Genomic DNA, 23602 nt, shown 5'->3' with positions numbered 1-23602 from the left:
ACAGGAAGACGGAAATCCTGTGGATTTTCTTTGGAATACATACGGCAAATGCCGTACTGATGATAGACAAGATCAGGAACAGGACGGTGAAAGCGGCATGATATGATTTTACAGGCAGAGGCAGAAGATGTCTTCAGACTTCTTCCCGAGCGTCATGTCTTGTAGGGTAAGATTGTGTGAGAAATTACAGGAATAGGACTATAAAAATGGCATATGAAGTGAGTATGCTCTATCATCTTCATATGCCATCTTGATTTTTAGGGACATTTACTGAATATCCCAGCTTATTTTTTGCCGCCTTATACATGTATTCTTTGTCTTTTACTTCCGGTTATTCGGGCAGAGGGTTTCTATTTTACCGATAAGCTCCGCTACATTACGTCCGTCCATAAGGGCGTGATGGGCTGAAATCGAAATAGGAAGTAAATATTTCTCATCTTGTTGTATCAATTTCCCGGTGGAGATGCGTGGAACGGAATCGCCTTTGCCGAAAGATACGGCATGTTTCATTTCTGAAAATGCAAACCAGGGTAGGGCAGAGTACCGGATGAGGTCTGAGCGTCCCGTATTCTCGGAAAAAGAGAGGTCGTCGCTGTTTTTTACCCTTGCTATTTCTTTTTCTGCATTTTGTGCGAATACACTAAAGTCTACATTGTATTCAAAAAAGCCAAAACCGAATGTTCCGTCCTCACGTCCGATAGTAGGAGATAGGTGGATAAGGTCATACTTTACCACTTGTTCATCTTCGATACGTAGTCTGAAAGCCTCTGTATCGTTCACACATTTCAGCAGATAGTGCACGGAATACAAAAAGAAAGATTTCTTTTCTTCTTTGCTCCGTTTATAGATACCGGTAAAATCGACTAACGTGGTTATTCCGAAAAAAGGGTCGTCAAAAGTTGAAAAGAATTTGAAATGTTCTCTCCGGTTCCAATGTTCCAAATCAATGAACTGTTTCATAAATTACTGAATGTGTCGGCGTAGCTTTGTGCCTATTGTTATACAAAGAAAACAGAGCGTAGCGAAACTGTTTCAGTCGGTTCACTACGCTCTGCCTAAAAATCTGCTTGTTCGCAGTGCGTTTAGTTTAAGAACAGTTATTTATAATTCTTAATTCTCGATTTAGTAAGCGAACAGCGGGTATTCCTTCATCTTGGCATTGACACGTGCGCGGACGTCGGCGATAACCTGCTCGTTTTCTACATTGGAGAGCACGGTTTCAATCATTTCGGCGATTTCCAGCATTAAATCTTCTTTTGCGCCGCGCGTGGTAATGGCGGGAGTGCCCAGGCGGATACCGGAAGTCTGGAAGGCGGAACGGCTGTCGAACGGAACCATGTTCTTGTTCACAGTGATGTCGGCGGATACCAACGCTTTTTCGGCTACCTTGCCCGTCAGGTCGGGATATTTGCTGCGCAGGTCTACCAACATGGAGTGGTTGTCCGTACCGCCGGAAACGATAGTGAAGCCACGGTCTATCAAGGCTTGTGCCAGCGTAGCGGCGTTCTTCTTCACCTGCTTGGCGTATTCTTTCCACTCCGGTTGCAGGATTTCACCGAAGGCAACGGCTTTCGCTGCAATGACGTGTTCCAGCGGACCGCCCTGGATACCGGGGAATACGGCGGAGTCGAGCAATTGGGACATCATCTTGATTTCGCCCTTCGGGGTTTTCTTGCCCCACGGGTTGGGGAAGTCCTTGCCCATCATGATAACGCCGCCGCGCGGACCGCGCAACGTCTTGTGGGTGGTGGATGTTACGATATGGGCGTATTTTACGGGGTTATCCAGCTCTCCGGCAGCAATCAGGCCGGCGGGGTGGGCCATGTCAATCATAAGGATAGCGCCTATCTTGTCGGCAATTTCGCGCATGCGCTTATAGTCCCATTCGCGCGAGTAGGCGGAACCGCCGCCGATAATCATTTTCGGCTTCTCGCGCAAGGCTACTTCTTCCATTTGGTCGTAGTCTACGCGTCCGGTTTCTTTGTTGAGGTTGTATTCGCAGGGAGTATAGATGATACCGGAGGTGTTGACCGCCGAACCGTGAGAGAGATGACCGCCGTGTGCAAGGTTCAACCCCATGAATTTATCGCCCGGATTGAGTACGGCAAGGAATACGGCCGCATTTGCCTGCGCACCCGAGTGCGGCTGCACGTTAGCCCATTCTGCACCGAAAATCTGCTTCAAGCGGTCGATAGCTATCTGTTCGCTCTGGTCTACGACTTCGCAACCTCCGTAGTAACGCTTGCCGGGATAACCTTCTGCGTACTTGTTGGTGAGGCAGGAGCCCATTGCCTGCATAACTTGGTCACTTACGAAATTCTCCGATGCAATCAGTTCAATGCCTTTGAGCTGACGTTGATGTTCTTTTTCGATGATGTCGAAAATTAAATCGTCTCTTTTCATTCTTGCTTATTAGATAAGTTTGATAATTCTGTGTTCTCTTATTAAGCGTACAAATTTAAAGGAAATAAATGAATAAACTGTAAGAAAAGTAAGAAAATTCCTATCAAAAGAACACCCCGAGCGAGAAACTGAGCACATTGTCCCGCCTATGGAAACGTATCTGGTTGGCAAGGGTCACTTCTTCGGCTACGTTCTCGTCGTAAACCGGTTTATAGCTGATGCGTTTCGAGATATTGTGCAGTCCGATGTCGTACCGGAAGTCGAAGAAGATACGCGAAATCGTTACGGCAACGCCGGCGGTGAAGCTGATATTCAGCGGGTAGAGCTCTTCTTCGATGTCCCGCTGGTCGAAGTTCTCGAAGGTTACCTTGCTCTGCTTGTCCCATATATAGCGTATCTTCGGTCCGCCGAATATGGCAAGGCTGTAAGGTCCTTCCTTGATGATGTTGTAGCCGTAGATTACGGGTATCTCGAAACTGTGGATAGACGAGGTGATAGATGCCATGCCGGGCACGCTGTTCTCGGGCGCGTCCTCGGGTAAGGGTTTTTCGAAAGTGATGTTGCAGCGGTTTATCGTATAGGAGAGTTCCGGCTGAAGGAAGTGGCGGTTGAAGTTTATCCGCATAAAGAGCGAGCCGAAATAGCCTATTTTGTAGTTGTTCTGCACCTCGTCGATAACCGTGCCGTTAAGGATTAAATCCGATACCAGGAAAAGCGAGGATGTAAATCCGCCCTTGATGCCGAAGTTCACCCGGCGGTCGTAGCGGTGTGTATGCTGTCCCCGCACGGCTGTGGAGAAAGCCAGCAAACAAAGCCCGATAAATAACCACCGTTTTCCCATAATCATTTGCAACCGCTAATCGTTACTCATTCTTTTTTTCTCTACCGACCAACCGAATTTCCCGATTTTCTCGCCCAACCCGTAGTATCCGCCGTGTACGTAAACCAGCGGATTGGCTTCCGCCAGCTCCAGTTTGCCGGTTTCTTTGTTCAGGCGGGCTGTGTCGGCGCGTACGTTCACCACATCAGCTATGAACATGTCGTGCGAGCCGAGGGCTATGATTTCCTTTACCCGGCATTCGATGCACAAGGGAGACTCTTCGATGAGGGGAGCGCTCACAACGGTACTCTTGCCGGGAGTCAGCTTCATTTCTTCGAATTTGTCGTAGTCCTTGCCCGAGCGTACGCCGCACCAGTCGGTGGCACGCGCCATATCCACCGTTGTCAGGTTGATAACGAACTCCATATTACGCCTGATGATATCGTAGGAGTGGCGCTCCGGCCGTACGGAAATATAGCACATGGGCGGGTTCGTACAAATCGTTCCCGTCCATGCCACAGTCAGTATGTTGTATTCTTCCGGTGTGCTTCCGCAACTCACCAATACGGCGGGCAGCGGATAAATCATCGTTCCCGGTTTCCAGTCCTCTTTCATCAGATTATCTCTATTTCCTCCCTTGTCTGTTCTTTCTCACAATAGTGGCATTTTATCACGCAGTTATCCTTGTCTACTACATGGAACAGGGTGGGCATCGGTTCGTTGTTGGTGATGCAATTGGGGTTGGCGCATTTTACGATGCCGTGCAATTCGCCGGGCAGGTTTACTTCGCGTTTCTCAACCACCTCGTAGTCACGGATAATGTTCAGCTTCACATTGGGGGCAACCACGGCGATGCGGTTTATCTCCTCGTCGCAGAAGAACTTATCGGCTATCTTTATGATGCCTTTCGTCCCTAACTTCTTGCTTTTGAGATTGAACCCGATTGTGATGTTATTATTCATCCGCTCCAGTCCGAGCAATGATACTACCGTAAATAACTTTTCAGAGGGTATATGGTCTATAACAGTGCCGTTCTCTAATGCGGCGACCTGCAATTCTTGTTTCTTCTCGCTCATGCCAATTAAAATATAAGGTATAAATATAAAGTATGAAGTTCGAAATTGTATAGTGTATAAGGTAGGAGGCGCTGGACGGGGATTGTCTTCAAAAGCCGAATCCGTATTTCATTTCCTCATTCCTTGTACCCAGGGTATTATTTCCCGTTTCTTCTCACTTCGTCCAGCGTAATGCCCAGCACATCGCACAGAATGGCTTCGCGGGCATAAAGCCCGTTTTGCGCTTGCTGGAAGTAGTACGCCTTGGGATTGTCGTCTACATCGAGGGCTATCTCGTTGACACGGGGCAGCGGATGAAGGATGCGCAGGTTGGGGCGGGTATGCTCCAGCATCTTGTTGCGCAGGATGTAGATATTCTTCACACGTTCGTATTCCATAAGGTCGGTGAAACGCTCGCGTTGCACGCGGGTCATATAGAGGATGTCCGCATCGGCTATCACTTCTTCCGTAAAGTCGGTATGCTCTACGAACTTGATGCCGTGCTCGTGGCAGTAAATCTTGTATTCCTCCGGCATTTTCAGCTCTTCGGGGGCAATGAAATGGAATGTGGGGTTGAAGTGGCGCATCGCCATTAACAGGGAGTGCACGGTGCGTCCGTATTTCAAATCGCCTACAAGGTAGATGTTCAGGTTTTCCAGCGTACCCTGCGTTTTGTAGATAGAGTAGAGGTCGAGCATCGTTTGGGAGGGATGCTGGTTGGCTCCGTCCCCGGCATTGACAATGGGCACGGCGGTAACTTCGCTGGCATAGCGTGCCGCTCCTTCCAGATAATGGCGCATCACGATGATGTCGGCATAATTGCTTACCATTTTGATAGTGTCTTTCAGCGTCTCGCCTTTGGACGAACTGGTAGCTTTGGGGTCGCTGAAACCGATAACACGTGCTCCGAGGCGGTTGGCAGCAGTTTCAAAACTCAGGCGGGTGCGGGTAGACGGCTCGAAAAATAGGGTGGCGACCACTTTTTCATCAAGCAGATGCCTGTTGGGTTGCGCTTCGAATTCTTTCGCCATTTCGAGCATATAGAGAATTTTTTCCTTGCTGTGTTCGGCGATAGTGACTAAACTTCTGTTTTCCATATCGTTGATATTCATTTTACTTTTCGAGAGTGTAAAGTTGCAAAAAAAATGTGGGTTATAAAAATCTCCGCGAACTTTTTTGAGCGAATAGAATTATTCTTTTTCCATAACTTTCGCCGTTTGGAGCCTGCCCGAATTTTGTTCGGCACGGACTCCGCAATTAATGTTCAATTCTTATTAAATAATTTAGAAATTATGTTGAGAGTCAGTATTGTTTTTAAGGTGAATATCCAGCGAGGCAATCATTCACCGGAACAGAGAAAAGAGGAAGAGACAAGTTCCCGGATAGCTTCCGGAAATTTTTCCGTGTTTGCCGGGGAAGAAATTGTGCGTACCCGCCGGATGCACCGCCACAGCACAGCCAGTAACTATGCTACCGCCCTGCGTTCACTTCTTAAATTTCATGGCGGAAAAGATATTGCCTTTTCCGATATGGAGTGCGGGCTGATAGACGCTTACGGAGCCTGGCTTCAGAGAAAAGGAGTATGCAAGGATACGCTTTCCTGCTACATGCGCTCCCTGCGCGCCATATATAACAAGGCGGTAGAACAAGGACTTACGGAGCAGAAAGAACCGTTCAAGAATGTGTTTACGGGCATATCCCGCACCAGGAAACGTTCGATAGAAAAATCGGACATCAATAAACTGCGCAACGTAAAGGTGAAACCGGGGTCGTTCATGCAGTTGGTACGCGATGTTTTCCTGTTCTGCTTCTATGCCTGCGGCATGCCCTTCGTGGATGTGGCTTTCCTGAAGAAGTCGCAGATTGCGGACGGTGTTCTTGCCTATCATCGCCGCAAAACCAATCAGTTCGTACAAATCAAGCTGGAACCTTGCATGGAGGAGATTATCAACCGCTACCAGTCGGACGACCGCAGCTATGTTTTCCCTTTTCTTACTTCGCAGGATGAAGATACCGCCTACCGGGAGTACAGGCGAAAATTCACCTATTATAATAAGGTGCTGAAAATACTGGGGAAGCAGGCGGGGGTAAGCAAGGCACTTTCCTCGTATGTGGCCCGCCATACATGGGCTACGCTCGCCTTCATGTCGTCGGTGGATATGTCCGTCATTGCCCAGGCACTGGGGCATACCAATATCAAGACTACGCAGATTTATGTAGAAGATATTGGAAATGACAAACAGAATTGGGCTAATAAGAAACTATTGAATGAAGTGTTGGAAGAGTGTTCCTCTGTACAAGAGGTCGCCTCTGTACAAGAGTGAGAACTCACAGAAATAGGAATAGAGCACTATAACGACCGCGAAGGTATGTAGATAAACTAAAACAAACAAATAAAAACATCTTTTTTTTTCAACATTTGCACTACCTGATATTACTCTTTTTCCTTGCTGATACTATATTTTTCCCTGATTTCTAAATGATTATCTGTTATTGCACCTCTTGTACAGAGGTGGTATAAAAAGGCTATATCCTTATCGATAACAACGTTTCCCGGCTGTGTCGCGCAGGAGGGGAGAGGAAGTTGTTTACTTTTCTTTAAGGATATACATTAAAAAACAAGAAGCTAATCATGACCGGCATAAACGACTTGAATAATCAAAATAAGCAGAACCCCTGGTATGCAGTCCGTACGTTCAACTGTCAGGAATTGAAAATTAGCGATTTTTTAAGAGAAAGAGGGAAAGTACATTTCATCCCGATGACCTACGTCGAAAAGGAGAGGGAAGGGAAGATGAAAAGAATGCTCGTCCCGGTAGTCCACAATCTGATTTTCTTACAGAAAGACGAAAGCCAGAAAGCGATGCTCGGCATGCTCGAGGAATGCGGCGTACCGTTCAACGTGCTCCGCAACAAAGAGACGAGACACCTTTGCGAGATACCCGACAGCCAGATGACAGAATTCCGCGTGCTGTGCGACCCCGATTTCAAGGACACCTTATATATCACCCACCAAGAGGCAGAGGCAAAACCCGGAAAAAACGTCCGTATCATCCACGGGCCGTTCTCCGGTATAACAGGCAAGCTACACCGTACCCGGGGCGGCTACTACTTCATCAAGACACTTGCCGGCGTCGGGGTCATGATGCGCATTTCCCGTTGGTACTGCGAAGTGATAGAATAACGCTTCCGTACATCTTTCAGGAATAACATCCGTGTGAAGATATCGACAGAAATAACCAATCTAAAATAATAAACGACAATGAAAGAAGAGCTACTTTCCCGCATTGCGGAAAGGAAAATCACTGTGGGGGTTGTCGGCTTAGGCTATGTCGGCCTACCCCTTGCTGTAGAAAAAGCAAAAGCCGGGTTCAGAACTATCGGTTTCGATGTACAGGAAGAAAAGGTAAAACAGGTGAATGCCGGGCACAACTACATCGGCGACGTGGTCGATGCAGAGCTGGCGCAACTGGTAAACAACGGCATGCTCAGCGCCACTTCCGATTTCTCTTTCATAAAAGAAGTGGACTTCGTAGCCATTTGCGTACCCACCCCGTTGGATATACACCAGGAGCCGGACATCAGCTATGTGGAGAATTCGGCGAAGTCAATAGCCGGCTATCTCACCAAAGGCACGGTAGTGGTACTGGAATCCACTACCTATCCCGGCACTACCGAAGAACTCATAAAGCCGATTCTTGAAAAAGGTTCCGGGTTGGAGTGCGGCAAAGACTTCTATCTGGGCTTTTCCCCCGAACGGGTAGACCCGGGCAACGCGGTTTACAAAACCAAGAACACCCCGAAAGTAGTAGGAGCCGTAGGCAAAGACGCCCAAGAAGTGATTGCCGCCATATACGGAGCCGTTTTGGGCGATAAGGTACATATCGTCTCCTCGCCCGCCGTGGCAGAGATGACAAAAATCCTGGAAAACACCTACCGCAACATCAACATCGGCCTGATTAACGAGCTGGCAATTCTCTGCAACCGTATGAATATCGACCTCTGGGAAGTGATAGAAGCCGCCAAGACCAAACCCTTCGGCTTCACCGCCTTCTATCCCGGACCGGGGCTGGGCGGGCATTGCATCCCCTTAGACCCCTATTACCTGACCTGGAAAGCCCGCGAATACGGCTTCCATACCTCGATGATAGAAGCCTCCATGATGATAAACGACCACATGCCCGAATACACCGTAGAACGCTGCGGCAAAATACTCAACCGCCACCGCAAAGCGCTGAACGGCTCCAAAGTATTGGTTCTCGGTGTGGCGTACAAACAAGACATAGACGATTACCGCGAAAGTCCCGCCCTGCGCGTCATCGAAGAGCTGGAGAAAACCGGAGCATCGGTATCCTTCTACGACCCCTACATCCCCCAATACAAACAACACGGTAAATTGCACAAAGGCGAAACCGCCCTTACTGCCGAGCTGTTGCAGCATGCCGACCTCGTAGTCGTAACCGCCGCACACACCAACATCGACTACGATTTCGTGCAGCGGCATGCACAAGCCGTCTTCGACACGAAGAATGTGATGAAAGAAGTAAAAGAGAGAAACAATATCGAAGTACTTTAAAATCTGAAACCACTGATTTTTTCCCATGAAAAAAAATATATGCGTTATCGGTGGCGGTAGGTGGGGGAAGAACCACATCCGCACATTGGCAGAACTCGGCTGCCTTGCCGCCGTAGTAGAGGCAGATGCCGGCAGGCTGAAAGAATACACGGAGCAATATCCCGGAATAAAGGGCTATACAGACATCGACGAAGCCATTGCCTGCGGCTATGACGGATATACGGTTGCGCTTCCGGCGGAGCTTCACTATCCGGCAGGTAAAAAACTGTTGGAGAAAGGGCTGAATGTTATGCTGGAAAAGCCAATGACACTCACCGCCGCGCAATCCGCCGAGCTGGTGGAGCTGGCACGAGATACGGGCGCACGCCTCATGGTAGGGCATGTACTGCTGTTTCATCCGGCCTACCGCAAGATAAAAGAAGTGATAGACAGCGGCAGGCTGGGCAAGCTTTTCTACCTCTACTCCCACCGGCTGAACCTGGGTACGGTACGCACGGAAGAAAGCGTATTCTCCTCGTTCGCACCCCACGACATTTCGGTGCTGGACTACCTCACGGGCAGCCCGGCATGCAAGGTAGAGGCAAAAGGAGCGAAGTTCCTCCAAGACAAGGTGTACGACAGTACGCTAACCCAACTGGAATATCCCGGCAACGTGCATGCACACATCTACGTGTCCTGGCTTCATCCCTACAAGCAGCAGTTGCTGGTGGTGATAGGCAGTAAAGGTATGCTCTCCTTCGACGACGCCACGAGCGAAAAGGAAATCCATTTCTATAATAAACGAATCGATTTCGAGAACGGGCTTCCCGTCAAGATAGAGGCGCCGGACGAGATTATCCCCTACGAGAAAAAGATGCCCCTGGAAGAAGAACTGAAGTACTTCGTAGAACACCTCGACTCCACTATCGGGATAAACAGCGGAGAGGCAGGTTATGAAGTAGTAAAAGTACTGGAAACCGTACAACAAATCATAGAAAATAATGGACAATAAGAATGACTGTTTCGTTCACCCCAGCAGCTATGTAGACGAGGGTGCAACGGTGGGAAAAGGAACCAAAATCTGGCATTTCTCACATATCCAGAAAGGAGCGGTTATCGGAGAAAACTGCTCGCTGGGACAGAATGTGAATATAGCGAATAACGTAAAGGTAGGCAACGGCGTCCGCATCCAGAACAACGTATCGGTGTACGAAGGCGTAGAGCTGGAGGACAACGTATTCTGCGGTCCCTCCTGCGTATTCACCAATGTCGTCACTCCCCGGGCACATTTCCCCGTACACGGCATATATGCCAAGACCCTGATTAAAGAAGGTGCCTCGTTAGGAGCCAACTCCACCGTGGTCTGCGGGCATACGGTAGGCAAGAGCGCACTCATAGCCGCAGGCGCCGTAGTAACGAAAGATGTACAGGACTATGCGCTCATGGCAGGAGTCCCCGCCCGCCGCATCGGTTGGGTATGCGAGTGCGGCGCCCGCCTGGATGCCTCGCTGGTATGCTCGTGCGGGCGTAGGTATGAGGAAAAAAATGGAGAATTAAAAAAACGGTTCACAATAGATTAACACAGAGGGATTCAACACAGGGATTTCTAACACAGAGGAGACGGAGGTTCACAGAGGACACAGAGTTTTCAACATAAAGATTTCTAACACAGAGGAGACGGAGGTTCACAGAGGACACAGAGGTTTTTAACATAAAGATTTTCAACACAGAGGAGACGGAGGTGCACGGAGGGCACAGAGTTTTTTTGTTGCTTTTATTGCAATAAATAATCAATCTGTACCAATCTGAAATACACCCTAAAAATTTTATGTCTAATTTTGAGGATGCACTTCAATCCTTTGGATTTGCATCATAAAAAATTTGTTTCATAAAAAGAGGATTGCAATATAACCTTTTTGAATAAATAAAAAGATTAACCGAGAAAAGTAGGTAACCTATTGTGTTATCCAGGCAAAAGGTCTAAACACAGAATTAATCCTTCCGTGTAAGTTATGGTAAACTTCCGAAGTGAAAAAAACTCTGTGTCCTCCGTGCGCCTCTGTCTCCTCTGTGTTAAAAACCTCCGTGTTAAAGCTCCTCTATCCCCTCCGTGTTAAAAAACTTCGTGTTGCCTTCCCCTCTGTGCCCTCTGTGAACCTCCGTCCCCTCCGTGTTTAACAAATATCAAACATTATGCAATTCAGAGATTTAAAAAAACAGTATCAAGTATTGAAGCAGGACATAGACGCCGCTATGGTAGACGTAGCGGCATCGAGTGCCTTTATCATGGGCAAACCCGTAAAAGAGCTCGAAACCGAGCTGGCGGAGTATGTAGGAGTGAAACACTGCATTTCGTGCGGCAACGGCACGGACGCGCTGACCCTCGCCCTGAAAGTATGGAACATCGGTGCGGGAGATGCCGTATTCGTACCCGATTTCACCTTCTTCTCCTCGGCAGAGGTTATCTCGCTGGAAGGAGCCACTCCGGTCTTTGTAGACGTAGACCGCGATACGTTCAATATGGACGCTTCGGATTTGGAACGGAAAATTACCCGTACCATAGAAGAAGGCAGGCTGACGCCCAAAGTCATCATTACCGTCGATTTGTTCGGCCTTCCCGCCAACTATCCCGCTATCCGTAAGATAGCCGATGCCCACCGGCTTTTCATCCTCGAGGACGGTGCACAAGGATTCGGAGGCATGATAGGCAACAAACGTGCATGCAGTTTCGGCGACATCTCCACCACCTCCTTTTTCCCCGCCAAGCCTTTGGGCTGTTACGGCGACGGCGGAGCGGTGTTCACCGATAACGACGAATGGGCTGCGCTGGCAGATTCTTACCGGGTACACGGCAAAGGCATGTTTAAGTACGATAACGTCCGTATCGGCATGAACTCGCGCCTGGACACCCTGCAAGCCGCTATCCTGAAAATAAAATTCAAAGCCTTCCACGAATATGAGTTGCGGGATATCAACAAAGCCGCCGCCCTCTACACCGGCAAGCTGAGCGGCAAGGTAAAGACTCCTGTCGTTCCCGAAGGCTACTATTCGAGCTGGGCGCAGTACACTATCCGCCTGGATAGCAAGGAAGAACGCGACGCGCTCCAAGCCCGCCTCAAAGAGCAAGGCATCCCGTCCATGGTCTATTATCCCACCCCCATGCACGGGCAAACCGCCTATAAAACATTGAATGTTCCCGATGACTGCTGTCCCGTAGCCCGGGAACTTTGCGATACCGTGCTGTCACTTCCCATTCATCCCTATATCACGGAAGAAGACATAGAAACCGTTTGTAGCCACATCTGACCGGCTGCACCGGACACTTGTCCCGGCAGCAAATTCACAATGCACCGTTCGTCATTCACAATTCATCATTCATAAATCCTAACTCCTGTATCCCTTGCCTTTCTCCACTTTCCGCCGTCATACGGTAATCATCTTTCTCGATTTGCTCATATCCCTGTTCTCCTTCTGGCTGGCACGCTATTTCGGCGACTTGCCACGTTGGTACTGGCTGGTGCTGTCGGCCGTTATCTGGGTAGCTTTGGGCATCGCATCGCGGAAGCTGCAATTCGGTTCCTACAAAAGAATACGTTACGCGGTTTCGGGTATCTTTGCCCTGGACGTTCTCTCCGGGCTGTTCCTTTACACCCTCTACCGCCATTGCGTGCCCGGCTACGAGTACGATAATTCCATTATCCTCGCTACCGGCATCATCATCGTGCTCGAATGGGGGCTGTACTATTCCGTCAGGAAATTAGTCTACCGCAAAATTCCCTATTTCTACGAAGAACCCCTGCTGGACGATGTTACGGAGGTGGGAATCAATACCGGAACGGAGCAGGCGGATTTGCTGAAGAATGCCGATGTTACCCGGCTGTTGAGCCTCACGCACGAGGCGGAAAACAGCGCGGAAGTACTTCGGCGGGTGCAGCAGGACGGCAGGGCGTTCTCGCCCGATACGGTGGTTATCGATTCGCGCAATCCGGAAACGGTGCTTGCCCATAAAGTGCGGCTGCCCCGGTTCATCATCCACCGGCGTTCGCTGAACGAGGTAAGACATATCAACACACTCCTTTCTTACAGCAACTACTGCCTGGAGAATGGAGGGCTCGTAGCCTGCCATTGCACCACTTCGGGCATACGCCGGGAGAAAATCATGCGGCAGAATCCGGTCATTATCAACCGTATCCTCTTTTTTATGGACTACTGTTGGCATAGGGTCATTCCGAAGCTCCCGTTTACGAAAGAGTTTTACTACTGGGTAACGAAAGGCAAGACACGCGCCCTTACCCGCGTCGAGGTCTTGGGACGATTGTACCGTGCCGGCTTCGACGTGCTGCACGAGGAAATCGTACACGGAGAATTCTACGTTATCGCCGCGAAGGTAAAGGAGCCTATCCGCGACGACCGCCCCTCCAACGGGGTGCTTATCCGCCTCAAGCGGGTAGGCAAGAATGGAAAATTCATCGGCGTGTACAAGTTCAGGACGATGCATGCCTATTCGGAGTATTTGCAGCCTTTTGTTTTCAAAAATTCAACTTTATTGAAAGGAGATAAAATTAAGGATGACTACCGTATCACTTCTTGGGGAAAATTTATACGTAAATGCTGGATTGATGAACTTCCTCAATTAATAAATTTAATAAAGGGAGATATAAAACTGATAGGGGTCAGACCGTTATCCTTACATAAATTCTCTTTGTATAATAAAAAATTGCAAGAGCTTCGTATAAAGACTAAACCAGGGTTAATCCCCCCTTATTATGTTGATATGCCCGAAAGTCTTGAAGAAATGGAAGAAAGCGAACGCAGATACCTGGAACTCTATTTCAAAAGCCCTTTCCTCACCGACTGGCGCTACTTCTGGAAAGCATTCCGCAATATCGTGTTCCGGGGAAAGAGAAGCAGGTAAGGTTGGATGTGGTTCACCATAGATTACACGGATTGACACAGATTTTTAACTTCTTAGCGGATGATATAGATTTACCAGTTTAGTCGAGACATAAAAACAAAAAACAGATTTCCTCTTTTGTCTTTTTGTTCTTCTGTCCGAATTCCCGTTCTTCTGTCTGAAAAATAAAAATCCGTGTCAATCCGTGTAATCTGTGGTGAACCTCATCACACCTCGCCGTACTCCTCCTTCGCATCGAAGCACGGACAACTCTTGCGGACGGAGCGGCTCAGTTGGTAATGACCTAAAATGAGGGCGGTAGGGTAGTCGGTTTTCAGTTGCCGCAGGAGGTCGAGCAGGGAGCATTTCTGGGCATACGTGCGCGTGTCGGCGGGACATCCCCGCTCGTTAAGACCGCCTTCGTAACAGATGCCGATGCTCTTGTCGTTCCAACCCGTGGCATGGGCGCCGATTTGGTGTACGGGGCGGCAGATGTGTACCTCGCCGTCGCGGGTGATGTAGAAGTGATAGCCGATGCTGGCAAATCCGCGTTGCAGATGACAGCGGCGCAGGGCATCCACCGGGAAATCACGGTCGTAGCGTGTTGCGCTGCAATGAACTACCAGGAGGCGTACCTCCCGATAGTTCTGATAGAAACTTCCGGCTCTCATCAGGTCAGCTCATGCAAGACGTGATACCGAAAACACCTGCTAAGGCAGTGGCTACTGTGATGATTACTTTGAGGACGACGCCCCATACCGATTTTGATTTTGTGCTCATGTTGTTTGGTTTTAATGTAAAAAAATAAGTGATTGATAATGAAAATAAAATGATGATAAAGCAATGATAAAACAATGGTGAAACAATTAGTGAAAGCGATAAAAACGATAGAGTGAAGCAAAGGCGGCAAAGCAGTAAGGCGACAGCTTTTTACCGCTCCGCCGCCTTAAGGGAGCGTTATCCTAACGGATTTTCTTCCTCTCCGTCATTGCCGCCGGGCTTGTTTCCACCGCCGGACTCGCCGCCGTCCACATTGTATTTGTAAGCCTCTTTCAGTTGGCCTTCCAAATTAATCTGGGCATTACTCAATTCGCCCGTGGCACGTGCACGGAGTTTCAAGCCTTTCACATTGTCCGCCAACGTAAAGGCGGCAGCCGAGGCAGCACCCTTTTTGCTCACGATGCCTACGGAGAAAATGGCGAGGTCATCCAACTTTACGTTCTTGCCGTCCAGGATAAGCTCTTTGGTGCAGGAAATCATGTCGGTCAGCACCCCCTTAATCAGCCCCTCCGAATAGGGCGTGTTGTGGTTAGCCATATGCTTGGCGAGCCTTTCGGTATCGAAAGTGTCCTCAATCAGCGGACGTGCATACCACAGTCCCTTCAACGGGCTTTTTTCGCCGGTCATTTGATACTTTTTGTAACGAATCATAATCTTTTGTTTTTTTAGTTCCCAATTAAAAAATCCTATATCCTTGTTGCAACAATACGAAGATACGACATAGCATAAGGGCATTTATCACTTTTCGTCCGTTACGGTTCGTTACAGTACGTTATATACGGATATAACGGCTGTGGTGTGGAGATATTTCCGTATCTTTGGCTTATATAAAAACAAAGAATTCAAAGGATATGGAAACTTTCAAGATACGTACATACGGGCGCACGGAGCTCGCCCAGCTCTACTGTCCGGGACTTTGCCCGCAAGCCGCCTTCCGCAAGCTGAACCAGTGGATAGATTTCCACCCCACACTGCGGGGCAGCCTCCATGCACTGGTAACCTCGGACAAAACGCGGACATACACGCCGGCGCAAGTACGGCTCATAGTCGAGGCGCTGGGCGAACCGTAAAAACCTCCTCCTCTCCAAAAGCAAGCTGTATAGGGAACAGAACCGCCTGTACAAGACGGACGGAACGGGAGGGAAGCCGAGAATTTGGCAACAGAGATTAAGGTACGACAGTATAGACCTTTAGCATCGTAACATAGCCCTTTAGCCACACAGTATAGCTCTTTAGCGCCGTAGTACAGCCCTTTAGTTTCTCGACAGCTCCACCACGCGGTAACCCCGCTTTCCGTTCAGCCTCGTCAGTTCGAAGCCCGCCTGCTTCATCACAAGCCCTATCTTTACGGGGCTGAGGTAATGCTTCACGGCAGAGTTTATGCGGCTCAGAATATCCGTGGTAGATACGAACGTACCTTTTTCGCCCGGCAAGGGGTGGCGGTAATAAGCCTGTATCAGTTCGCGCTCCATGCTGGGCACTTCGAAATTGCGGTTGTGCAGGTTTACGAGCTTTATCTCCTCGTCCTCGAACCAATAGCGCATGCCGCCTTTCCAAAGCGCATACGCCTGCGAGTACACCCCCTCGTAATCCACGGGATGCGTATAAGGATTGTCGATACTGCTGATTTCGAACGGCAGCCAGCGGCGGTTGCCCGTAAGGTCTGTCAGGAACTGCACGTTATTGGTAGTTCCGCACAGGCTGGCAATGTGGGCGCGGTGCTCCTTATAATGCGCGTAAGCCATTCGCTCGTTCACCACCTTCTGGGTAGTCATCGCCTTAATCTGGTTCAGTTCCGACGCCCCCAGCTCGTCTATTTCCTCCATGCAGATAAAGACGAATTCCGCCAGCGAAAACATATCGTCTTTGGTAATGCGGTTATTGTTGGACTTGATGTAAAAATAACGTTGCAGCGCAGGCGGCAACAGCTTGTTGAGCCAGGTAGTCTTGTAGCTGCCCTGAGGCCCAATCAGTACGAAAATCTCGTGGTTCACCGTTTCCCGGTCGAAAAGGGAGGCAATGGAGGCTACGAGCCATTTCTTGAAGTAACCTTCGAATACGGACTGCTCGCTCTTTACGTGCACCGTGGCGGCAAGCCGCCCGATATGGTCGGTCACCCCGTCCCAGGGTTTCAACCCTTCGAAGTAGTCGATAAAAGGATTGAACAAAACAGTATATTCCGAATTCAGTATGGCACGGATATCATTGATGCGCACGGTCTTTCCCTGCTTGCTCATACGGCTCCATAGAGTGTTGACGAAACGGTCGTCTATCTCCGTATATTCCCCTTCGGCGCCGTCCGCTCCTGAGGCAGCCGTCTCGCATTTCCCGGTAGCCTCATTGTACCGGAAACGGGCTTGCGTGTCGAGGAAACGTTCGATGTCCTCCACACTGGCAAATCCGTCGTTGCCGCCGGCATTCGGCTCCCGTCCGTGCAACGGACGTTGCCCGTGCTCCTCGGTGCGCTGGTAGCACGACCGGAAGACGGCGGCTACATCCCCGTCGTAGTCGGCAAAGCGTTTCACCGCCCACTGGGTAGCGCTGGTTTGCGCCACTCCGTAGGCATTGAGCAGATACCCCATGCGCATGATATATTGGTTGCGCTGGTGCGCCTCGTAAACGATGCCCTGTCCTGCCAATTCGCCGGCTGCCGCAGCAACCGCTTTCTCCAGCCGCCTGTTGCGGACAGAGGGTTTGGCGGGCTGCTCTTTCTTGTCGCCTTTCAGTTCGACGGGCATGGCAACGGCATCGGGATTGAAATAGACGTCGGGGTCGTGCGCCAGTCCGCTGAGCCTCGTGATATTCTTGCATTTCAGGTCGCATTCGCAACCCAGCAGGCCGGCATAATAGCGGTTGCCCTGCTCGAAGATTTTGGAATAGTATTTCCGGTTCTTCTCCGGAGTGTCCGTCAGGCAGTCCGTACGGTAGATAATGCGAAGCCCCGTACCGCTGATAGTGGTGTAGGACAGTAGCGTATGCTTGTCGGCGCGGACACGCCCGACAAGTTCCGGCAGGCGGTCGGCGCCGATATGGTCGATGTCCGCCAGTGCCAGCGAAGTCCAGCCCGTGATATTCTCTGCCTGCTTGCCGCCTCCGAAGCACACGGCAACGGCAAAACACGGGCAGGCAGCCTTCTCCCATGCAGCGGCAGCCCCTTGCCCGTTATGGCTGTAATAGCGGTGTTTCTCGGTACGGTCGCGCACCAGCGCATCGTTGCGGATAAGGTTTACGATTTCCTGCAACGTGCTGTCCTGCGGATGTGTATCCGAGTAACCTTTGAAAAGGCTGATTGAAGTTTCTTTCATTATTATCGTTATTAGGGTTTTACGGAGTGAAGTTCCGAATAAAGCGCCGGATACGGAAAACAGCGGTTCCCGCATGTGGGAACCGGATAGATAACATATTAACATTATTAACTTTTAAAAACACTTAAAGATGACTCAAAATCTAAATCCGGAATTCGTCCATTTGGAGCTCGGCGACTACCTGGAACTGCTCCAGAACACGATTCCGGTAGGCGGCAAACGCCTGAGCGACAAAGAGATTTGCCGCAAAATCTCGATGAGTCCCCAGACCTATGGCAAGGTAAAAAGGGCAAAAGTTTAAAACTGAGCCAGTATTACAGCGTGTTCCGCATCTACCGGGAAGAGCTGAGAAATCACCCCGCAGAACTGTGTAACGTATTGACAGAGTTGGGCTTACGGCTCGAGGCGGACTATATGCGACTGCATGTTCCCCGCCCGTAGTTGACAGGTTGCCAGCTATATTTCCAACTTTTACAGGGGTATGTGTTTTAAAAATGATAAATGTAATCATTACATTTTTCAATAATTTCTCGCGCGCGTAACGAAAAGTTATAAAAAAGGGTGGCAACCTGTCATATCTGCCTCCGGATTATGCAACAAAAAGAAGTAGCCGCTATCGTTTTTCTCCGCGACAGAGTTCCGGAAATACTTAAGAAAGAGCGCAATAACCTCCGCAGCATTTACCTTTACCGCTGCGGCAAGTGTTGGATGGCTCTGGAACGCTCCGCCTACCTGATACACGAGATTTTCCATTATACCGGCAACATCTCGTTTTTCTGCCTGACGGACGGCAAGCGTTTCGTGATGATTGAGGAACCGGACTGTATCGTGAGCCGTATCCGGAACAGCCCCGGCTGCGAGGAGAGGACAGACGAATACGTAAGGTATGATACAAACCATATGGTTACGGAAGCCGATTTCGAAGGGTGGAAGGGGAGGATTGAGGACGAATAAACAGGAAAATGAAAATACAAAAATAGGGTAGTTGAATATGGAGAATTATTATACAAAAAGACTCTCATATCCGTATAGTTAATATATATATCCAAAAAAATAGATGCGTGTTTAAAGAAAGCAATTTTATAAACAGGAATTCTCGTAGTGTTGTAATAAAGAAAAATATCATATTCTCATTTTTATTGAAGGGAATTAGTATATTGATTTCTTTACAGGTTATACCTATGACTGTCAATTATATAAATCCAACAAGATATGGCATTTGGCTCACATTAAGTTCTATCATTGCTTGGTTATCTTATTTTGATTTTGGTTTTGCACATGGTTTTCGTAACCGTTTTACTGAAGCTAAAGCAAATGGAGAAATTTTATTAGCGAGAGAATATGTCAGCACTACTTATGCAATTTTATTTATACTTTTTTCTGGAATATTCTTGTTGGTGACTACTATTAATTATTTTATTGATTGGAGTAAAATTTTGAATATCGATGCTGATTATCATTCCGAATTACAAATTGTGTTTGGAATATTGGCATTTTTTTTCTGTTTGAACATTGTCGCCAGTATATTTACCACTATGCTTACAGCAGATCAAAAACCTGCATTGGCTTCATTGATACAGACTAGTGGACAAGTCTCTGCTTTTATTGGTATCTATATATTAACAAAAAGCACTTCAGGGAGTCTTACTGCTTTAGCATTTACTTTTTCTGGTATACCTTGTTTCTTATTGGTAGTAGTCTCTATCATTATGTTTAGGTGTGGAAAGTATAGAGAGATATCACCTCGTTTATGTTTTATACGTTTTTGTTTGGCTAAAAAAATTTTAGGGTTGGGTGGACAGTTTTTTGCTATAATGCTCTCAATGCTTTTTATTTTTCAATTTATAAATATTATTATTTCACGTATTGAAGGACCAGAAGCCGTAACCCAATATAATATTGCCTATAAATATTTCAATGTATTAAATATGATTGCTATCATTGTATTAACCCCTTTTTGGTCAGCTTTTACAGATGCGTATGTGAAAAAAGATTTTAAATGGATGAGGAAGACGGTGAAAAAGTTGGAATGCATGTGGTTAGTATGTATTCCAATTTTAGTTATAATGGTTTTATGTTCAGATAACCTATATAGATACTTGGCTGGAGGTTCAGTATCAATACCATTCCCTTTGTCACTAAGTATGGCTTTTTTCATGTTATTTCAAACGATTGGAAATGTTTATATGTATCTTATCAATGGTACAGGTAAGGTTCGTTTACAATTGATTTTATACTTATCAATAGCCATAATTGCAATTCCAATTATGCAAATGAGTTGCCGACTATACGGGGTAGAAGGGGTTTTATTAGTTCCGGCTATTACTTTTGGATTACAAGCAGTAGTCGGGAAAATACAGATTACAAAAATTATAAATAATACGGCTAAGGGCATTTGGTTTAAATAAATTTATATGATTCATTTAAATTTTTTATTCCTAAGTACTAATATAATAAAAATATACAAATTATGCAAAGACCATTAATATCAATTATCACAGTAGTTCTTAATTCTGTTGAAACGATTGAAAAAACAATAAAGTCTATTATAGGTCAATCGTTTACTAATTACGAATACATTATTATCGATGGAGGAAGCAATGATGGAACAATTGATATAATTAGAAAATATTCAAGTTATATTTCATATTGGATTAGTGAACCTGATAAAGGTATTTATGATGCAATGAATAAAGGTATTGCTTATGCAAAAGGAGAATATATAGGAATTCTTAATAGTGATGACTGGTATGTAAAAAATTCATTAAGTACAATAGCTAACCAAATCCAGAATAATCCTAATATAGACATTATTTATGGTAATATATTAAGATATTATTCGGAATCCAATATTGTTGTAGCAGATACTAATCATAAGAAGTTATATAAATGGAATAGTATAGGGCATTCTGCCGCTTTCGTGAGGAAAGAATGTTATTTGAAAAGAAACTATAAAATAAACTATAAAATAGGTGCGGATTATGATTTTTTTCTTTGGTGTTTAGTGAATAAATATACTTTTGTCAAAGTAAATGAGAATATTTCGTATTTCACTTATAATGGGGTAAGTAGTATTCCAAAATTTAGTAGTATTTTTGAACTATATCCTATTTGGAAAGAGCACTTGGGATTTTCTTATACTTTATATCATTTTCCATATAGATTTATACGTTTCTTTTTACTTTATATAGTGAGTAAGCCTTTATATCTTTTTTTAGGGCACAAGAACTATAGAACTGCTTTATGTATTTGGAAGGAATGCAAATGCCGTATGTTACAGCTAAAGTAAATAAGATTACAAATACTTTTTGTAAATAGCTGCCAATATCATGTATGCCAGATTTTCCTTTATTGATTTTTTTTGTAAAGAAGTTCAATGTTTTATCGATGAAATTTTTAAACGTATATAAATCCACCAAATTATCTGAGATGTGTTATATGAATAGTGCTAAATATACTTGGATTGATTATTTTTTTATCAGGTATTTTTTGATTATATACTATTTATATACAATGAGTGTTGGCATATTTCTTCCCAAAGGAAGTGTTTTTGGGGTGTTATTGAACTTTTTTTTTCTGTTTTTTTTAATTTATGCCTCTATTGTAAAAAGTAAAATGACGGGGAAGTTTGCATACATATATTTTTATATTGCATTTATTGTATTATTGATATGTATTAATTCTTCAGACTATTATGTTTCATTTAAATTATTGGGAAAATATGCCATAGGGTTACTTTGTCTTCCTTTGGGATTCAGTATATTATCTTCTGTTGAAAAATTTAGGGAGTTTTTGGGAACAGGCATTATTTGTATGTTATTGTTTTTGATAAATGTTTTTTTAGCTAATATATTTGATTGGGGAGGCGGAGGGTATACTGAAGAAGGTTTGGAGATGGGCAATTTATTTTCTGATGCCATGTATCAAGTTGTATGTTCCATTATTTCCATTTTTCTTCTTCTTATATTATTTCCTTCTTATAAAAAAATCATATTTATATTATCTGTTCTATGTAGCATAGTGATTGTTGTCAACATGAAAAGAACAACTATATTTGCTTTATTTGCAGGAATGCTTGCTTACCTATTTTTTTGCTTTATTTATGGGAAAAAATTGAAAAGATTATTTCAGTTTCATCTTAAATATTTAACAAAATTTTTTCTACTGATTTTAGTACTTTTTCCTTTTTTCTTAAGTTATTTCTTTATCAATTTAGAAGCAAGAAAAAACACTTTTGAAAGAACCCACAATGATATAACTTCTGAAGGACGAGTTGCAGAATTTATATATATCACGGATGAAATACTTGGTTCCGATAAAGCTTTGACATTATTATTTGGTAAAGAGACGTTTAATTTAGTTGGTACATACGCCAATGGAAAATATGGGAAAAGACAGATTCATGGAGATTATTCGGTATTATTGCATGGAACAGGAGTTGTGGGATGTTTAGTTTGGTTTCTTATCCATTTATATTTAATTTTATGGATAATCAAATTAAAAAAGAATTCATATTATGGAGATGGAAGCTATTCGGTGGTTTTGTATTCATTTTTTTTCTCATTGATTTTTGTTAAATTTATTAATATGGGTTCTGGAGGGCTTGATTTAGTAATTTCTTCCTCTTTTTTTTATACCTCATTGGGGGGAGTATTAAGATATTTCTATAACCAAGAACAAATTAAGTTTGCTTTAAATCAAATCAATAAAACAAAATTATGAAATGATATGAAGGTAGGTATTTTGTATTCAGTAGATAAAGAATCTATTAGTAATTATATTATTGCATGTAAACGACAATCTGTAGAATATGAAACGATTGATTTATATTCAAAAGATTGGTTAGACAAAGTAAGAAATAGTAAAGTGGATTTTTTCATCCAGCGACCGGAAGGTAATTTGGAATATAGGAAAAGCATGTATGATGAGAAATTATACATAATTGCAAAAGTATTAAATAGGATTGTTTTTCCAAGTTATGAAGAAGTATTGATTTATGAGAATAAAAAAATCCTTAGCTATTATATGGCTGCAAAAAAAATTCCCCATGCCAAAACTGATGTTATTTATTATAAAACAGAGGCCATTGATTTTTTGAATAACACGGCGTTTCCTATAGTTGGAAAAACAAGTATTGGAGCTGCTGGCTCAGGAGTAGAGATATTGAAAAACAAAAAGCAAGCTTTAAAGTATGTAAAACGTGCTTTTAGTAAAAAGGGCATAACAAGAAGATTTGGACCTAATCCTAATAAAGGTAATGCTTGTAGCTGGTTTGTAAAGAGTATAAAAAATCCCACGATGTTTATAAAAAAAATCAAACTTTATATAGAAAGAAATAATGCAGGACAACGTAATTATGTTATATTCCAAGAATATATTGAACATGATTTTGAATGGAGGATAACTAAATGTGGTGATTATTATTATGCTTATCAAAAAATGAAATTGGATGATAAGTGTAGCGGAACAGGATTACCTGACGGACATGAAATGGAACCACCTGTAGAATTATTGGATTATGTAAGGCAAATTTGCGATGACAACCATTTTAATTCAATGGATGTGGATATTTTAGCAGCAAACGATGGTAAATATCGAGTAAATGAAATGCAAACACACTGGGGAGTGGATCATAATGATTGTATGGTTATTAATGGGAAGCGTGGAATTTATACTTATAATAATGGATGGAATTTTATAGAGGGTGAGTTTTGGGATAATAATTATTTTGACATGAGATTAATAGCTTCCATTGATTTTTATAATAAGCAAAAATTGTAGTATTCTAAA

Annotated in this window: 24 protein-coding genes; 14 read left to right on the top strand and 10 right to left on the bottom strand. The window is 45.2% G+C overall.

Annotation, left to right across the window (positions count from 1 at the left end; translation table 11 throughout):
- Positions 1-321: 321 nt before the first annotated feature.
- The 6 genes from C233_RS0106495 to pyrB all read right to left on the bottom strand — a co-directional run bounded on the left by C233_RS0106495 (position 322) and on the right by pyrB (position 5375).
- A complete protein-coding gene (locus tag C233_RS0106495; RefSeq protein ID WP_018666782.1) occupies positions 322-960 on the bottom strand; it encodes a chloramphenicol acetyltransferase in 639 nt (212 codons plus the stop codon).
- A gap of 162 nt (positions 961-1122) precedes the next feature.
- Positions 1123-2403, bottom strand: coding sequence for a serine hydroxymethyltransferase (gene glyA / locus C233_RS0106490; protein ID WP_018666781.1), 1281 nt, complete (start codon positions 2401-2403; stop codon positions 1123-1125).
- A gap of 103 nt (positions 2404-2506) precedes the next feature.
- Positions 2507-3244, bottom strand: a complete 738-nt coding sequence (locus tag C233_RS0106485) for a porin family protein (RefSeq protein ID WP_025068743.1) — start codon at positions 3242-3244, stop codon at positions 2507-2509.
- Positions 3245-3259: 15 nt separating this feature from the next.
- The gene (locus C233_RS0106480) at positions 3260-3838 is read right to left on the bottom strand and encodes a flavin reductase family protein (RefSeq protein ID WP_018666779.1); all 579 of its coding nucleotides are present in this window, start codon (positions 3836-3838) and stop codon (positions 3260-3262) included.
- Positions 3838-4299 carry an aspartate carbamoyltransferase regulatory subunit gene (pyrI, locus tag C233_RS0106475; RefSeq protein ID WP_018666778.1) on the bottom strand — a complete coding sequence of 154 codons (462 nt, stop codon included), beginning with the start codon at positions 4297-4299 and terminating at the stop codon, positions 3838-3840. Before pyrI ends, C233_RS0106480 begins: the two co-directional genes overlap by 1 nt.
- Before the next feature lie 137 nt (positions 4300-4436).
- Positions 4437-5375, bottom strand: coding sequence for an aspartate carbamoyltransferase (pyrB, locus tag C233_RS0106470; protein ID WP_025068742.1), 939 nt, complete (start codon positions 5373-5375; stop codon positions 4437-4439).
- A gap of 195 nt (positions 5376-5570) precedes the next feature.
- On the opposite strand from pyrB, the gene C233_RS0106465 reads away from it, so the two are divergent.
- From C233_RS0106465 to C233_RS0106435, 7 genes are all read left to right on the top strand, one after another.
- Complete coding sequence (locus tag C233_RS0106465; protein WP_018666776.1) at positions 5571-6602, top strand: tyrosine-type recombinase/integrase; 1032 nt, start codon at positions 5571-5573, stop codon at positions 6600-6602.
- 308 nt (positions 6603-6910) lie between these two features.
- Positions 6911-7462 (top strand): UpxY family transcription antiterminator, encoded by a 552-nt coding sequence (locus C233_RS0106460; RefSeq protein ID WP_018666775.1) that lies wholly within the window; start codon positions 6911-6913, stop codon positions 7460-7462.
- A gap of 78 nt (positions 7463-7540) precedes the next feature.
- Positions 7541-8854 carry a nucleotide sugar dehydrogenase gene (locus C233_RS0106455; RefSeq protein ID WP_018666774.1) on the top strand — a complete coding sequence of 438 codons (1314 nt, stop codon included), beginning with the start codon at positions 7541-7543 and terminating at the stop codon, positions 8852-8854.
- A 25-nt stretch (positions 8855-8879) separates the two neighbouring features.
- Positions 8880-9845, top strand: coding sequence for a Gfo/Idh/MocA family protein (locus C233_RS0106450; protein ID WP_018666773.1), 966 nt, complete (start codon positions 8880-8882; stop codon positions 9843-9845).
- A complete protein-coding gene (locus tag C233_RS0106445; protein WP_018666772.1) occupies positions 9835-10413 on the top strand; it encodes an acyltransferase in 579 nt (192 codons plus the stop codon). Before C233_RS0106450 ends, C233_RS0106445 begins: the two co-directional genes overlap by 11 nt.
- 613 nt (positions 10414-11026) lie before the next feature.
- The gene (locus C233_RS0106440) at positions 11027-12139 is read left to right on the top strand and encodes a DegT/DnrJ/EryC1/StrS family aminotransferase (protein WP_018666771.1); all 1113 of its coding nucleotides are present in this window, start codon (positions 11027-11029) and stop codon (positions 12137-12139) included.
- Between the two features lie 94 nt (positions 12140-12233).
- Complete coding sequence (locus tag C233_RS0106435; protein ID WP_018666770.1) at positions 12234-13748, top strand: sugar transferase; 1515 nt, start codon at positions 12234-12236, stop codon at positions 13746-13748.
- Between the two features lie 206 nt (positions 13749-13954).
- Here C233_RS0106435 and C233_RS0106430 read toward each other — a convergent pair whose 3' ends face one another.
- The 3 genes from C233_RS0106430 to C233_RS0106425 all read right to left on the bottom strand — a co-directional run bounded on the left by C233_RS0106430 (position 13955) and on the right by C233_RS0106425 (position 15158).
- On the bottom strand, positions 13955-14398 hold the full coding sequence (locus tag C233_RS0106430; RefSeq protein WP_018666769.1) for an N-acetylmuramoyl-L-alanine amidase: 444 nt from the start codon (positions 14396-14398) through the stop codon (positions 13955-13957).
- Between the two features lie 4 nt (positions 14399-14402).
- Positions 14403-14507: a smalltalk protein gene (locus C233_RS24025; protein ID WP_022218846.1), complete on the bottom strand. Its 105-nt coding sequence runs from the start codon at positions 14505-14507 to the stop codon at positions 14403-14405.
- 177 nt (positions 14508-14684) lie between these two features.
- Positions 14685-15158, bottom strand: a complete 474-nt coding sequence (locus C233_RS0106425) for an HU family DNA-binding protein (RefSeq protein ID WP_018666767.1) — start codon at positions 15156-15158, stop codon at positions 14685-14687.
- A 200-nt stretch (positions 15159-15358) separates the two neighbouring features.
- On the opposite strand from C233_RS0106425, the gene C233_RS0106420 reads away from it, so the two are divergent.
- On the top strand, positions 15359-15577 hold the full coding sequence (locus C233_RS0106420) for a DUF4248 domain-containing protein (protein ID WP_022218848.1): 219 nt from the start codon (positions 15359-15361) through the stop codon (positions 15575-15577).
- Positions 15578-15760: 183 nt separating this feature from the next.
- On the opposite strand, the gene C233_RS0106415 is transcribed toward C233_RS0106420, so the two are convergent.
- A complete protein-coding gene (locus C233_RS0106415) occupies positions 15761-17812 on the bottom strand; it encodes a VapE domain-containing protein (RefSeq protein WP_018666765.1) in 2052 nt (683 codons plus the stop codon).
- Between the two features lie 130 nt (positions 17813-17942).
- Here C233_RS0106415 and C233_RS24425 point away from each other — a divergent pair, with 130 nt between their 5' ends.
- From C233_RS24425 to C233_RS0106385, 6 genes are all read left to right on the top strand, one after another.
- Entirely contained in the window at positions 17943-18113 is a 171-nt protein-coding gene (locus tag C233_RS24425; RefSeq protein WP_164835489.1) for a hypothetical protein, read from the top strand.
- Positions 18114-18403: 290 nt separating this feature from the next.
- The gene (locus C233_RS22380; protein ID WP_018666763.1) at positions 18404-18766 is read left to right on the top strand and encodes a hypothetical protein; all 363 of its coding nucleotides are present in this window, start codon (positions 18404-18406) and stop codon (positions 18764-18766) included.
- A 128-nt stretch (positions 18767-18894) separates the two neighbouring features.
- Complete coding sequence (locus C233_RS0106400; protein WP_154656058.1) at positions 18895-20220, top strand: lipopolysaccharide biosynthesis protein; 1326 nt, start codon at positions 18895-18897, stop codon at positions 20218-20220.
- Between the two features lie 62 nt (positions 20221-20282).
- On the top strand, positions 20283-21101 hold the full coding sequence (locus tag C233_RS22375) for a glycosyltransferase family 2 protein (RefSeq protein ID WP_018666761.1): 819 nt from the start codon (positions 20283-20285) through the stop codon (positions 21099-21101).
- Between the two features lie 224 nt (positions 21102-21325).
- On the top strand, positions 21326-22534 hold the full coding sequence (locus tag C233_RS0106390; RefSeq protein ID WP_128081906.1) for a hypothetical protein: 1209 nt from the start codon (positions 21326-21328) through the stop codon (positions 22532-22534).
- 6 nt (positions 22535-22540) lie between these two features.
- Complete coding sequence (locus C233_RS0106385; protein WP_018666759.1) at positions 22541-23593, top strand: ATP-grasp domain-containing protein; 1053 nt, start codon at positions 22541-22543, stop codon at positions 23591-23593.
- The last annotated feature ends 9 nt before the right edge of the window (positions 23594-23602 follow it).

This window comes from Bacteroides gallinarum DSM 18171 = JCM 13658, from assembly GCF_000374365.1.
In the GTDB taxonomy this organism is placed as follows: Bacteria; Bacteroidota; Bacteroidia; order Bacteroidales; family Bacteroidaceae; genus Bacteroides; species Bacteroides gallinarum.
This window is presented reverse-complemented; position numbering and strand designations above follow the sequence as displayed.